Here is a 13,426-nt window from a genome sequence, read left to right as displayed (position 1 = left end):
CGTCTCCTCCTCGAATCTCGTCAGATCATGGAGCGCATCGGGCCTTCCGGCGGCTCCACGCCGATCTCGGTGAGCGCCGAGGCGTGGAAGACCGAACCGGTGACGTGGATCGCGTGGGCCAGGCCCACGTGCGCGTCGCGCCAGAATCGCTGGATCGGGTTGCTCATCCGCATCGCGCCGCCGCCGGAGCGCCCCACGACCTCGTCGACCGCGCGCACCGCCCGCCACGCGGCCTGCACCTGGGTCCGGCGCCCGATCGCGCGTTCGGCGAAGGTGAACTCGTGCCCGGCCTCGGCCCGGTCGTACATCCGGCCGGCGTTGTCGAGCAAGGCCACCCGGGAGGCGTGGATCTCGGCGGCGGCCTCGCTGATCGCGGTGAGCACGTACGGGTCGTCGGCGACCCGGGTGCCGGTGATCTGGACGCGGTCGCGCTGGTGGTCGAGGTGGTGGGCGAGCGCGCCCTCGGCGATGCCGATCACCGCGGCGGTGATGCCGAGCGGGAACGCGCAGGAGAACGGGATGCGGTAGAGGGGGTTGCGCAGCCCGGCCTCCGCCGCGGCCGTCCCGTCGACCACCTTGGCGTACTCCAGCACGCGGTGCTGCGGCACGAACGCGTCCTCCACGACGACGTCCTTGCTCCCGGTGCCCTTCAGCCCGACCACGTCCCACGACCCCTCGACGATCCGGTAGTCCGAGCGCGGGAGCACCAGGTGCATCGACACCGGCGGCTGCGCCCGCGCCCCGGAGGGGTCCCCGAGGAACCCGCCGAGGAAGATCCAGTCGCAGTGGTCGGTGCCCGAGGAGAACTGCCAGCGCCCGTTGAACACGTACCCGCCCGGCACCGGGCGGGCGATGCCCATCGGGGCGTAGGGCGAGGCGATCCAGGTGTCGCGGTCGGCGCCCCAGACCTCCTCCTGCAGCACCGGATCGCAGAAGGCCATCTCCCACGGGTGCACGCCGACGATCCCGGCGACCCAGCCCGCCGAGCCGTCCAGCGCCGCCACGGCCATCACCACTTCGGCGAACTCGCGGGGATGCGCCTCGGCCCCGCCGTAGCGGGCGGGTTGCAGCATCCGGATCGCGCCGCAGTCGCGCAGGGCCTTCGCCGCCTGGTCGTCCAGCCGACCGAGTTCCTCGTTGACCGGGCCGAGGTCGCGGATCTCGTCGGCCCGCGCCACGATGCGGTCGAGTACCTCGTTGGTCATGTTCTGCTCGCTTCCCGCCGGTGCCGCCCCGCCTACCCGGTCCACCGTCGCAGGACCGGATCACCGGTCGCGCGCCCTCTCCCGCTGACCGGGACCGCTGCCGTGCACGGGTTCGGGTTCGGGGGCGCGGGCGAGCAGATCCCGCACCGCCGCGCCGACTTCCGCCGGTTCCCACCGCCTGCCGACGTCGCGGCCGGGACCGCACCGCCACCCGGTGACCGCGGTCAGCGCACCGCCGCCCACTTCGAACACCCGCCCGGTGACGTCGCCGGAGTCGGCGCTGCCCAGCCACACGACCAGCGGGGCGACGTTCTCCGGTGCCATCGCGTCGAAAGCGCCGTCGCCGGGCCGCGCCATCGCCCCGGCGAACACCTCCTCGGTCATCCGGGTCCGCGCCGACGGCGCGATCGCGTTGACCGTGACCCCGTAGCGGGCGAGCTCGCAGGCGGTGTTCACGGTCAGCGCCGCGATCCCGGCCTTGGCCGCCGCGTAGTTGGACTGCCCGACGCTGCCGCGCAGTCCCGCGCCGGAGGAGGTGTTGATCACGCGCGCCGCCACCTGCTCGCCGGACTTCGCCCGGTCCCGCCAGTGCGCCGCGGCGTGGCGAGTGGTCGCCGCGTGCCCCTTGAGGTGGACCCGCACGACCTCGTCCCACTCCGCTTCGGCGAGGTTCACGAACATCCGGTCGCGGACGAAACCGGCGTTGTTCACCAGGACGTCGAGCCGGCCGAACTCCTCGACGGCGCACCGGACCAGATCCCGGGCCTGGTCCCAGTCCGCGACGTCGGCCCCGTGGACCACCGCTCGCCCGCCGAGCGCGCGGATCTCGGCCGCCACGGCGCGCGCCGGGCCGCCGTCGCCACCGCTGCCGTCCAGCGCCACCCCGATGTCGTTGACCACCACCTTCGCGCCCTGCCGGGCGAATTCCAGCGCGTGCGCGCGGCCGAGCCCGCGCGCCGCACCGGTGACCACCACGACCCTGCCGTCGCAGATTCCGGGCACCGTCCACCTCCTGCTCCTCCGGGCGCTCGCACGGAACCGGCACTGGCGGCCCGCCCGCCCCGTTGCTACCGTAACCACCCAACCAAGCAATTGCTAGGTTTTGGAGGGCTCGTGAGCACGACCTGGGAACGGCGCGAGGACGGGACGGTGGTGCTCACCGTCGACCACCCGCCGGTGAACGCGCTGCCCGCCCGCGCCTGGCACGAATTGGCCGCGACGATCCGCGCGGTCGGCGCCGACGAGGCGACCCGCGTCCTGGTCCTGCGGGCGGCGGGCCGGGGCTTCAACGCGGGCGTGGACATCAAGGAGCTCGCGGCCGACGGCGGGCACCGCGCGCTCGTCGAGGTCAACCGGGGCTGCGCCGAGGCGTTCGCCGCCGCCTACGAGTGCCCCGTGCCGGTGATCAGCGCCGTGCACGGGTACTGCCTGGGCGGCGGCATCGGGCTGGTCGCCAACTCCGACGTCATCATCGCCGCCGACGACGCCACCTTCGGACTGCCCGAAGTGGACCGCGGCGCGCTCGGCGCGGCCACCCACCTGTCCCGCCTGGTGCCGCACCACGCGGCCCGGGCCCTGTACTACACCGGCCGCACCGCCACCGCGCAGGAGCTGCACCGCTTCGGCTCGGTGTGGCGGGTGGTCGAACCGGACCGGTTGCTCGACGCCGCGCTGGAGCTCGCCGCGGAGATCGCGGCGAAGGACCCGCGGGTGGTGCGGATGGCCAAGGAGTCGTTCAACGGCATCGACCCGGTGGACGTGCGGCGCGGCTACCGGTACGAGCAGGGGTTCACCTTCGAGCTCACCCTCGCCGGGGCGGCGGACCGGGCCCGCCGGGCGTTCGCCCGCGGCGGCGGTGCCGAGACGTGAGGGAAGCGCGGATGCGGGACAAGCTGATGAGCGCGGACGCGGTGGTCGCCGAGCTCGCGGACGGCATGACGATCGGGATCGGCGGCTGGGGGTCGCGGCGCAAGCCGATGGCGCTGGTGCGGGCGATCCTGCGCTCGGACCTGGCGGACCTGACGCTGGTGTCCTACGGCGGCCCCGACGTCGGGCTGCTGTGCGCGGCGGGCAAGGTGCGGACGCTGGTGCACGGGTTCGTGTCCCTCGACTCGATCCCGCTGGACCCGCACTTCCGGGCCGCGCGGCAGCGCGGGGAGCCGCAGGTCGCCGAGTACGACGAGGGCATGGTGCTGGCGGGCCTGCGCGCCGCCGCCGCGCGGCTGCCGTTCCTGCCGACGCGCGCCGGGATCGGCTCCGACGTCGTGGCGCTGAACCCGGGCCTGCGCACGGTCACCTCCCCGTACCCGGACCGCGAGGAGCTGGTGGCGATGCCCGCGCTCGAACTCGACGCCGCCCTGGTGCACCTCAACCGCGCCGACCGGTACGGCAACGCCCAGTACCTCGGCCCCGACCCGTACTTCGACGACCTGCTGTGCGCCGCGGCGCGGCGCAGCTTCGTGAGCTGCGAACAGGTCGTGCCCACCGCCGCGCTGCTGGACGAGGGCGGGCCGCAGACCCTGCTGATCAACCGGACCCACTCCAGCGGCGTGGTGCACGCGCCGCGCGGCGCGCACTTCACCGACTGCGCCCCGGACTACCCGCGCGACGAAGCGTTCCAGCGCCGGTACGCGGCGAGCGGGGCGGACCGGGAGAGCTGGGAGCGCTTCCGCGCGGAGTTCCTCGCCGGGGACGAGCAGTCCTACCAGGACGCGGTCGACGCGTTCCACGCGACCGGAGGAGCGGTGGCATGACCGACGACGTCACCCGGGCCGAGGTCTGCACCGCGGCCTGCGCCGACACCTGGCGGGACGCCGGCTGCGTGCTGGCCTCCCCGATCGGGCTGATCCCCGCGCTCGGGGCGAGGCTGGCCCGGCTGACCAGCGCCCCGGAGCTGCTGCTGACCGACGGCGAAGCGCTGCTGCTCGCCGAGCCACCGCCGCTGGGCGCCGAGCGCGGCGCCGGACCCGTGGAGGGCTGGATGCCGTACCGGCGGGTGCTCGACCTGCTCGCCGGCGGGCGGCGGCAGGTGATGATGGGCGCCAGCCAGATCGACCGCCACGGCAACCAGAACATCTCCCGCATCGGCCCGTGGGACAAGCCGTCGGTGCAGCTCATCGGCGTGCGCGGCGCCCCGGGCAACACGATCAACCACACCACCAACTACTGGGTCCCCCGGCACGGCGAGCGGGTGTTCGTCGACTCCGTCGACCTCGTCTCCGGGGTGGGCCACGACCGGGCGCGGCGCGCCGGGGCGCGGTTCCACGACGTGCGGGTGGTGGTGACCGACCTGGCCGTGCTCGACTTCACCGGCCCGGACCGGACCATGCGGCTGCGCTCGGTCCACCCCGGCGTGACCCCCGAGCAGGTGCAGCAGCGCACCGGGTTCCCGCTGGCCGTCGACGAGGTGGCCGAGACCCGGCTGCCCACCGGCGAGGAGCTCGACCTGATCCGCCGCACCCTCGACCCGGACGGCCTGCGGCACCGCGAGGTCCCGGCGTGACCGCCCCGGCGTTCGACACCGCCCCGGCGTTCGACACCCCGCTGTGCCGCCTGACCGGCGTCCGGCACCCGCTCGTGCAGACCGGGATGGGCTGGGTCGCGGGGCCCCGGCTGGTGTCGGCCACCGCCGAGGCCGGGGCGCTGGGCGTGCTGGCCTCGGCGACGATGAGCACCTCGCGGCTGGCCGAGGCCATCGCCGAGGTCAAGCGGCGCACCGACCGCCCGTTCGGCGTGAACCTGCGCGCCGACGCGGGCGACGCCGAGGAACGCGTCGACCTGCTCATCCGCGAGCGCGTCGCGGTGGCCTCGTTCGCCCTGGCGCCCGACGAACGGCTGATCGGCCGGCTCAAGGACGCCGGGGTGGTCGTGATCCCGTCGGTCGGCGCCCGGCGGCACGCCGAGAAGGTCGCGGCGTGGGGTGCGGACGCGGTCGTGGTGCAGGGCGGTGAAGGCGGCGGGCACACCGGCGCGGTCGCCACCACCCTGCTGCTGCCGCAGGTGGTCGACGCGGTGGACGTCCCGGTCATCGCGGCCGGCGGCTTCTTCGACGGGCGCGGGCTGGCCGCGGCCCTGTGCTACGGCGCCGCCGGGATCGCGATGGGCACCCGGTTCCTGCTGACCACCGACAGCGCCGTGCCCGACGCGGTCAAGCGCCACTACCTCGCCGCGGCGACCTCGGACACCGTCGTGACCTCCCGGGTGGACGGGATGCCGCACCGGATGCTGCGCACCGGCCTGACCCGCGCGGCCGAGTCGGCGCACCCGCTGCGCCGGCTGCCCGCGGCGCTGCGGCAGGCGTGGGCGTTCAAGGAGCTGACCGGCATGTCCTGGCGGCGGATGCTCGCCGACGGCCTGGCGCTGCGCCGGAACCACGAGCTGCCCTGGAGCAGCGTCCTGCTGGCCGCGAACGCGCCGATGCTGATCAAGGCCGCGCTGGTCGACGGACGCCCGCAGGCCGGGGTGCTGCCCGCCGGGCAGGTCGCCGGCGTCATCGACGAGCTGCCGAGCTGCGCGGAACTGGTCGACCGCATCGTCGGCGAGGCGGCGGCCGTGCTCGCCGACCGCGCCGCGACCGTCAGGCCCGGTCCGGCTCGCTGATCCCGTCGCAGAAGATCGCGACGTACTGCTCGGCGACGACGTTGGCGGTGAGCCGGCCGCGCGGGTTGTACCAGTGCACCGAGGTCCACACGGTGTCCCGGATGAACCGGTAGGCGAGCTTGACGTTGAGATCGCCGCGGAAGGCGCCCGCGCGCTGACCGTCCCGCAGCACCCGGGTCCAGGTGCGCTCGAACTCGGCGGCGGCCCGGGACAGGTACTCGAACCGGTCGAACTGCGCCAGGTACTTCGACTCGTTCTGGAAGATGGCGACCGCGTGCGGGTACCGGTGCATCGCCCGGAAGGACTGCCGGATCAGCTCGGCGATCGCGGTGCGCGCGTCGGGGTGCGCGCGCAGCACCTCGTCGTTGATCGCGCGCTGGTGGTCCAGGAAGTCGCGCAGGATCTCGTCCACCATCGACTCCTTCGAGTCGAAGTGGTGGTACAGGCTGCCGGAGAGGATGCCTGCCGCGTCGGCGATCTCGCGGACCGTGGTCGCCAGGAACCCCCGCGAGGCGAACAGCTCCCCGGCGATGGCCAGCAGTTCCGCGCGCCGTCCGGAACCCGCTTCCCGCGTCGCGGCCCGGGGGGACGCGTTCTTCGCACTCACCACGGAACCCATCCTCTCAGAACCCGGTTCGGCCCCGGCCGCGCGGTGCGGTCACGGACGCGGTTCCCGGGGCAGCCCGAGGACCCGCTCGGCGACGATGGTGCGCTGGATCTCGTCCGAACCGCCGTAGATCGTGTCGGCCCGGGTGAACAGGAACAGCCGCTGCCACTCGTCGAGCTCGTACGGCGGCCCGCCCGCGGCCAGTCCGCCCGCCCCGGCCACCTCCATCACGAGCTCGCCGAGGCCGCGGTGGAAGCCCGCCCAGTACAGCTTCGCGATGGACGCCTCCGGGCCGGACGTCCCCTCGGCCACCCCGGTGAGGGTGCGCAGCGCGTGGAACCGCATGATCTCCAGGCCGATCCGGGCCCGCACGATCCGGTCCCGCAGCACCGGGTCCTCGATCGCCCCGTTGCTCCTGGCCAGCGCCACGATCCCGGCCAGCTCGCGCCGGAAGACCACCTGCTGGTCCACGGTGCCCACGCCGCGCTCGAAGCCGAGGGTGCCCATCGCGACGCGCCAGCCCTCGCCGACCGCGCCGACCACGTCGTCGGCTCCGGTGCGGGCACCGTCGAAGAACACCTCGTTGAACTCGGAGGTCCCGGTGAGCTGCACGATGGGCCGCACCTGGACGCCCGGCTGGTCCATCGGCACCAGCAGGCAGGACAGCCCCGCGTGCCGCGATCCGGCGGGATCGGTGCGGGCGAGCAGGAAGCACCAGTCCGCCACGTGCGCCAGCGAGGTCCAGACCTTCTGCCCGTGCACGACCCACTCCCCGTCGTCGAGCGCCGCCCTGGTCGACAGGTTCGCCAGGTCGGAGCCCGCGCCGGGCTCCGAGTAGCCCTGGCACCACAGCTCCCGCACCGACACGATCGGGGGAAGGAACCGGCGCTGCTGCTCGGGGGTGCCGAAAGCGATCACCGTCGGACCGAGCAGCTCCTCCCCGATCCGGCCCACCCGCACCGGTGCTCCGGCGCGCGCGTACTCCTCGTGGAAGATCACCTGCCGGTGCAGCGACGCGCCGCGGCCGCCGAACTCCTCGGGCCAGCCGAGGCAGGTCCAGCCGTGCGCCGCGAGGTGGCGGTCCCACGCGAGCCGCACGTCGAAGGCCTCGTGCTCGCGGCCGGGACCGCCGAGCCCCTTGGCCTCGGCGAACTCACCCGCCAGGTGGTCGCCGAGCCAGTCCCGCACCTCGCGGCGGAACGCCGCTTCCTCCGCGCTGTCCGCGAGATCCACTCCAGCCTCCCCGGAATCCGGCGTCCCCGTGATCCTACCAAGCACTTGCTTGCTACGGCTAATCTGGCGCGGAACGGGCGCGCCAGCACCACCACCGGGAGGACACCGTGCACTTCGCGTTCACCGACGAGCAGGAGGACCTGCGCCGGACCGTCCGCACCCTGCTGGACCGCCGGGGCGGTCCGGACGTCCCCCCGCCGGAGGCGCCGGCCGCGGCCCACGACGCGGCGCTGTGGGCGCGGATGGCCGAGCAGATCGGCACCCACGGCTTGGCGGTCCCCGAGGAGCACGGCGGCAGCGGCGCCGGTCTGGTGGAGGCCCTCATCGTCGTCGAGGAGCTCGGCAGGCGGCTGGTGACCAGCCCGTACCTCGGCAGCGCGGTGCTGTGCAGCCAGGTGCTGCTCGCCGCCGGGGATCCCGGCGCCGCCGCGCGCCTGCTGCCCGGGATCGCCTCGGGCGGCTCCGTCGCGGCGCTGGCCTGGGCGGAGCAGGAGCACCGGTGGGACACCTCGGCGTGCGCCGCGCTCGCGCGCCGCGACGGCGACCGGTGGCTGCTGACCGGCCGGAAGCTGTTCGTGCTCGACGGCGCCGAGGCCGACGTCCTGCTCGTCGTCGCCACCACCGGGACCCGCCCCTCGCTGTTCGAGGTGGACCCGGGGGCGTTGCCGCACGCCCGGACCGACGCGGTGCCGATGGACCCCACCCGCCGCTGGACCGGGTTCACCTTCCACGACGCGCCGGCCCGGCTGATCGGCGCGGCGGGCGGCGCGGAACCGGCGCTGGCGCGCTGCCGGGACGTCGCCGCCGCGGCGCTGGCCGCCGAGCAGGTCGGGGCGGCGCAGCGCTGGCTGGGCGAGACCGTCGAGTACACCAAGGTGCGCGAGCAGTTCGGCAGGCCGATCGGCTCGTTCCAGGCGCTCAAGCACCGCCTCGCCGACCTGTTCGTGGCCGTCGAGTCCGCCCGGTCGATGTCCTGGGCCGCGAGCTGGGCCGTCGCCCACCGCACCGAGCAGGCGGCCGAGTGGGCGGCGATGGCCAAGTCGTACTGCTCGGAGACCTACGCCGCGGTGGCCGCCGAAGGCGTCCAGCTCCACGGCGGCCTCGGCATCACCTGGGAGCACGAGGCCCACCTGCACCTCAAGCGGGCGCACTCCAGCGCGCAGCTCTTCGGCACGCCGCGGGACCACCGGCGGCGGCTGGAGGCCGCGCTCCTGCGGGCCCGGCCGTGAACCGCCGCGCCGCTACAGCCGCTCGACGATCGTGACGTTGGCCGTGCCGCCGCCCTCGCACATGGTCAGCAGGCCGTAGCGGCCACCGCGCCGCTCCAGCTCGCACAGCAAGGTGGCGAACAGCTTCGTCCCGGTGGCGCCGATGGGGTGGCCGAGCGCGATCGCGCCGCCGTTGACGTTGACCCGGTCCGGGTCGGCACCGGTCTCGGCCAGCCACGCCAGGACCACGCTGGCGAACGCCTCGTTGACCTCGAACAGGTCGATGTCGTCGACGGACAGCCCGGTCCGCCGCAGCGCGTGCTCGGTGGCCGGGATCGGGCCGGTGAGCATCCACACCGGATCGGCACCGCGCACGGCGAGGTGGTGGATCCGCGCTCGGGGGCGCAGCCCGTGCTCGGCGACGAACCGCTCGGAGGCCACCAGCGCCGCGCTGGCGCCGTCGCAGATCTGGCTGGCCACCGCCGCGGTGAGCCGGGAACCGTCCGCCAGCGCGGGGAGTTCGGCCATCCGCTCGGTGCTGGTCCCCCGGCGGGGGCACTCGTCGGCGGTCGCGCCCGCGACCGGCACCAGCTCGCGGTCGAACCGCCCGGCGTCGAGGGCGGCGAGCGCGCGCTCGTGGCTGCGCAAGGCGTAGCGCTCCATCCGCTCCCGGGAGATCCCCCAGTGCTCGGCGATCAGGTCGGCGCCGCGGAACTGCGAGACCTGCTGCTCGCCGTACCGGGCGCGCCAGCCCGTCGAGCCCCCGAAGGGATCGGGGAAACCGTGCTGCTGCCCGGCGAGCATCGCGGCGCTGATCGGGATCGCGCTCATGTTCTGCACCCCGCCCGCCGCGACGAGGTCGGCGGTGCCGGACAGGACCGCCTGCGCCGCGAAGTGCAGCGCCTGCTGGCTCGAACCGCACTGCCGGTCGACCGTCACCCCCGGGACGTGCTCCGGGAACCCGGCGGCCAGCCAGGACGTGCGCGCGATGTTGCCCGCCTGCGGTCCGATCGCGTCGACGCAGCCCAGGACCACGTCGTCGACCAGCGCCGGGTCGATCGCCGCGCGGTCGAGCAGGGCGGCGAGCACGGCCGCGCCCAGGTCGGCGGGGTGCACCGCGGACAACGCGCCGCCGCGCTTGCCGACCGGGGTCCGGACGGCATCGATGATGTAGGCCTCGGGCATGGTCGCCTCCTCGTCGGGCCGGTGGGGTGGGACGGTCCCGCTCACGGGTGCTGGCCGCTGACCGACACGACCTCGCCGGTGAGGTACGAGGCGTACTCGCTGGCCAGGAAGACCACCACGTTGGCCACCTCCCACGGTTCGGCGGGACGGCCGAAGGCCTCGCGCTCGCCGAGCCGCGCCAGCAGCTCCTCCGAGGTCACCTTGGCCAGGAACGGGTGCGCGGCCAGGCTCGGCGCCACGGCGTTGATCCGGACGCCGTGCGCGGCGACGTCCAGCGCGGCGCAGCGCGTCAGCGCCATCACCCCGGCCTTCGCGGCGGCGTAGTGGGCTTGCTCGGCCTGCGCCCGCCAGCCGAGCACCGAGGCGTTGTTGACCACGGCGCCACCTCCGCCCTGCGCGAGGAACCGGCGCAGCACGGCGCGGGTGCAGCGGAAGGTGCCGTCCAGCGTGACGTCGAGGACCCGGCGCCACTCGTCGTCGGACATGTCCACGATGGACCGGCTGCCGCCGAGCCCGGCGTTGTTGACGAGCACGTCGATGCGGCCGAACCGCTCGGCGGCGCCCTCGACGAGCCGCTCGACCTGCTCCTGGTCGGTGACGTCGCAGCGCAGCGCGTGCACCCGGTCCGGGAACTCCGCCCCGAGTTCCTCGGCCGCGGCCGCGAGCCGGCGCCCGTGCGCGTCGCTGAGCACGACCGACGCCCCTTCTTCCAGGCTGCGCCGGGCGACCGCGGAGCCGATGCCGGTCCCGGCCGCGGCGGTGATCACGACGACCTTGGCGGCGAGCAGGTCGTGCGCTCGCGGGTAGGGGGGTGGGATCACGTGTCCTCCTCGGGCGGCTCCACGACGTCTGTTCAACGGAGCCCGCCGTGCGTAGGATAAGCCACCAAGCACTTGCTTGGGAGGTGTCGGAGTGGACCGGATCGGCGAACGCACCACCGTCCCGGCAGCGCTGGACGCGGCGGCGCGCCGCTTCGGCGACCGCGAAGCCCTGGTGGACGGGCCGGTCCGGCTCGGCTTCGGCGAACTCCGCGCGTCGGCCCGCGACTGCGCCCGGGCGTTGCTCGCCCGCGGGATCGGCGCGGGCGACCGGGTGGCGATCTGGTCGCCGAACACGCACCACTGGGTCCGGGCCGCGCTCGGCGCGCTCTGCGTAGGCGCGGTCCTGGTGCCGATCAACACCCGGTTCACCGGGGCCGAGGCCCGCGACGTGCTGGCGCGCAGCCGGGCCCGCGCGCTGGTGGTGGCCGGGCCGTTCCTCGGCCAGGACCGGCTGAGCGGCCTGCGCGAGGCCGCCGGGGACGGGCCGGGCGGACCGGTCCCCGGGCTCCCGGAGCTGCGCACCGTGCTGCGGGTGCCCGTCGAGGGCGCGGTGGCCGCGGAAGCGGGCGTGCTCCGGTGGGACGACGTACCGGCGCTGGCGGCGGCGGTCCCGGGAAGCGCGGTGGACGCCCGGATCGCGGCGCTGTCCCCGGAGCACGTCAGCGACGTGCTGTTCACCTCGGGCACCACCGGGCGGAGCAAGGGGGCGATGAGCGCGCACCGCCAGGCGCTGGCGGTGGCCGACGCGTGGGCCGAGCGCACCGGGCTCACCGAGGCCGACCGCTACCTGGTGATCAACCCGTTCTTCCACAGCTTCGGCTACAAGGCGGGCATCCTGGCCGCGCTGCTGCGCGGCGCCACCGTCGTCCCGCAGCGCACCTTCGACGCCGGGGCCGCGCTGCGGCTCATCGCGGCGGAGCGGATCACCGTCCTGCCCGGGGCGCCCACGATCTACCAGGTGCTGCTGGACCACCCCGACCGGCACCGGCACGACCTGAGCAGCCTGCGGATCGCGGTGACCGGCGCGGCGACCGTGCCGGTCGCGCTGGTGCGGCGGATGCGCCGGGAACTGGCCTTCGAGCACGTGCTCACCGCCTACGGGCTCACCGAAGCGGTGGTGGCGACGATGTGCCACCGCGGCGACGAGCCGGACGCGGTGGCCCGGACCTCCGGCCGCCCGGCCGCCGGGTTCGAGGTCCGCGTCGTCGACCCCGACGGGCGCCCGCTCGGTCCCGGCGAGCCGGGCGAGGTGCTGCTGCGCGGGCCCAACGTGATGCTGGGGTACCTCGACGACCCCGCCGCGACGGCCGCCGCGATCGACGACCGGGGCTGGCTGCGCACCGGCGACGCCGGGGTGCTCGACGAGGCGGGCTACCTCAGCATCACCGACCGCATCAAGGACATGTACATCTGCGGCGGGTTCAACGTCTACCCCGCCGAGGTGGAGCAGGTGCTCGCCCGGCTGCCCGGGATCGCCGACGCCGCCGTCGTCGGCGCGCCCGACGCCCGGCTCGGCGAGGTGGGCAAGGCGTACCTGGTCCGCCGCGGTGGGGCGGAGCCGTCCGCGACCGAGGTCATCGCGCACTGCCGCGAGCACCTCGCCAACTTCAAGGTGCCGCGCCAGGTCGAATTCGTCGAGGCCCTGCCGCGCAACGCCGCGGGCAAGGTCCTCAAGCAGCGGCTCGGCGCCACGAACGGGGAGGAGCAGGGATGAACGAGGACGACGCCGTGGTGCGCTACGACCGGCGCGGACCGGTCGCGACCATCACGATGAACCGCCCGGAGTACCGCAACGCGCAGAACTCGGCGATGACCTACGCACTCGACGCGGCCTTCGCGACGGCGGTGGACGACGACGAGGTGGCGGTGGTCGTGCTGGCCGGGGCCGGCGAGCACTTCTCCGCAGGCCACGACATCGGCACGCCGGGGCGCGATGTGGACACCTCCTTCGACCGCGCGGCCGTGCTGTGGTGGGACCACGTCGGCAAGCGGGGCGGGGACCAGCGCTTCGCCCGGGAGTCCGAGGTGTACCTCGGCATGTGCCGCCGCTGGCGGGAGATCCCGAAGCCGGTGATCGCCCGCGTCCAAGGCGCCTGCATCGCCGGTGGGCTGATGCTCGCCTGGGTCTGCGACGTGATCGTCGCCGCCGAGGACGCGTTCTTCGCCGATCCCGTGCTGCGGATGGGGATCCCCGGCGTCGAGTACTTCGCCCACCCGTGGGTGCTCGGGCCGCGCGCGGCCAAGGAGGTGCTGTTCACCGGCGAGCGCTTCTCCGCCGCGCAGGCGCGGGAGTGGGGCATGGTCAACCGGGTCGTCCCGCGCGACCGGCTCGACGCGGAGGTCGCCGGGATGGCCGACCGCATCGCCGGGATGCCGCCCTTCGGGCTGGCTTTGGCGAAGAAGGCGGTGAACCAGGCCGAGGACCTGATGGGGATGCGGGCCGGGATGGATTCGGCGTTCGGGTTGCACCACCTGGCCCACGCGCACAACGCGGAGGTCTCCGGCGGGGATTCGCTCGGCGGGCAGGACGCCCGGTCGATGGCGCGGTCGGCGGACGGGAAGGGCTGA

13 protein-coding genes are annotated in these 13,426 nt (G+C 74.8%); 7 read left to right on the top strand and 6 right to left on the bottom strand.

The window, feature by feature from the left end; translation table 11 throughout:
- Positions 1-20: 20 nt before the first annotated feature.
- Positions 21-1,205 carry an acyl-CoA dehydrogenase family protein gene (locus ABD976_RS16450; protein WP_345363997.1) on the bottom strand — a complete coding sequence of 395 codons (1,185 nt, stop codon included), beginning with the start codon at positions 1,203-1,205 and terminating at the stop codon, positions 21-23.
- A 60-nt stretch (positions 1,206-1,265) separates the two neighbouring features.
- On the bottom strand, positions 1,266-2,207 hold the full coding sequence (locus ABD976_RS16445) for an SDR family oxidoreductase (RefSeq protein WP_345363995.1): 942 nt from the start codon (positions 2,205-2,207) through the stop codon (positions 1,266-1,268).
- 111 nt (positions 2,208-2,318) lie between these two features.
- Between ABD976_RS16445 and ABD976_RS16440 the strand changes: the two genes are divergently transcribed.
- The 4 genes from ABD976_RS16440 to ABD976_RS16425 are packed head-to-tail and all read left to right on the top strand — an operon-like array spanning position 2,319 to position 5,804.
- On the top strand, positions 2,319-3,074 hold the full coding sequence (locus ABD976_RS16440; RefSeq protein ID WP_345363993.1) for an enoyl-CoA hydratase family protein: 756 nt from the start codon (positions 2,319-2,321) through the stop codon (positions 3,072-3,074).
- A gap of 11 nt (positions 3,075-3,085) precedes the next feature.
- On the top strand, positions 3,086-3,958 hold the full coding sequence (locus ABD976_RS16435; RefSeq protein ID WP_345363991.1) for a CoA transferase subunit A: 873 nt from the start codon (positions 3,086-3,088) through the stop codon (positions 3,956-3,958).
- On the top strand, positions 3,955-4,707 hold the full coding sequence (locus ABD976_RS16430; protein ID WP_345363989.1) for a CoA-transferase subunit beta: 753 nt from the start codon (positions 3,955-3,957) through the stop codon (positions 4,705-4,707). Before ABD976_RS16435 ends, ABD976_RS16430 begins: the two co-directional genes overlap by 4 nt.
- The gene (locus tag ABD976_RS16425) at positions 4,704-5,804 is read left to right on the top strand and encodes an NAD(P)H-dependent flavin oxidoreductase (protein ID WP_345363987.1); all 1,101 of its coding nucleotides are present in this window, start codon (positions 4,704-4,706) and stop codon (positions 5,802-5,804) included. Before ABD976_RS16430 ends, ABD976_RS16425 begins: the two co-directional genes overlap by 4 nt.
- Here the strand turns inward: ABD976_RS16425 and ABD976_RS16420 are convergent.
- Together ABD976_RS16420 and ABD976_RS16415 are read right to left on the bottom strand one after the other, a co-directional pair.
- Complete coding sequence (locus ABD976_RS16420) at positions 5,782-6,411, bottom strand: TetR/AcrR family transcriptional regulator (protein WP_345363985.1); 630 nt, start codon at positions 6,409-6,411, stop codon at positions 5,782-5,784. The genes ABD976_RS16425 and ABD976_RS16420 overlap by 23 nt on opposite strands.
- Before the next feature lie 51 nt (positions 6,412-6,462).
- Entirely contained in the window at positions 6,463-7,644 is a 1,182-nt protein-coding gene (locus ABD976_RS16415; RefSeq protein WP_345363983.1) for an acyl-CoA dehydrogenase family protein, read from the bottom strand.
- Positions 7,645-7,751: 107 nt separating this feature from the next.
- Here ABD976_RS16415 and ABD976_RS16410 point away from each other — a divergent pair, with 107 nt between their 5' ends.
- Positions 7,752-8,873, top strand: a complete 1,122-nt coding sequence (locus ABD976_RS16410) for an acyl-CoA dehydrogenase family protein (protein WP_345363981.1) — start codon at positions 7,752-7,754, stop codon at positions 8,871-8,873.
- 12 nt (positions 8,874-8,885) lie between these two features.
- On the opposite strand, the gene ABD976_RS16405 is transcribed toward ABD976_RS16410, so the two are convergent.
- On the bottom strand, positions 8,886-10,037 hold the full coding sequence (locus ABD976_RS16405) for an acetyl-CoA C-acetyltransferase (RefSeq protein WP_345363979.1): 1,152 nt from the start codon (positions 10,035-10,037) through the stop codon (positions 8,886-8,888).
- Between the two features lie 41 nt (positions 10,038-10,078).
- Positions 10,079-10,858, bottom strand: coding sequence for an SDR family oxidoreductase (locus tag ABD976_RS16400; protein WP_345363977.1), 780 nt, complete (start codon positions 10,856-10,858; stop codon positions 10,079-10,081).
- A 91-nt stretch (positions 10,859-10,949) separates the two neighbouring features.
- Here ABD976_RS16400 and ABD976_RS16395 point away from each other — a divergent pair, with 91 nt between their 5' ends.
- On the top strand, positions 10,950-12,572 hold the full coding sequence (locus ABD976_RS16395) for a FadD3 family acyl-CoA ligase (RefSeq protein WP_369774732.1): 1,623 nt from the start codon (positions 10,950-10,952) through the stop codon (positions 12,570-12,572).
- The gene (locus tag ABD976_RS16390) at positions 12,569-13,426 is read left to right on the top strand and encodes an enoyl-CoA hydratase (RefSeq protein WP_345363975.1); all 858 of its coding nucleotides are present in this window, start codon (positions 12,569-12,571) and stop codon (positions 13,424-13,426) included. Before ABD976_RS16395 ends, ABD976_RS16390 begins: the two co-directional genes overlap by 4 nt.

This window comes from Saccharopolyspora cebuensis, assembly GCF_039542665.1.
In the GTDB taxonomy this organism is placed as follows: Bacteria; Actinomycetota; Actinomycetes; order Mycobacteriales; family Pseudonocardiaceae; genus Saccharopolyspora; species Saccharopolyspora cebuensis.
This window is presented reverse-complemented; position numbering and strand designations above follow the sequence as displayed.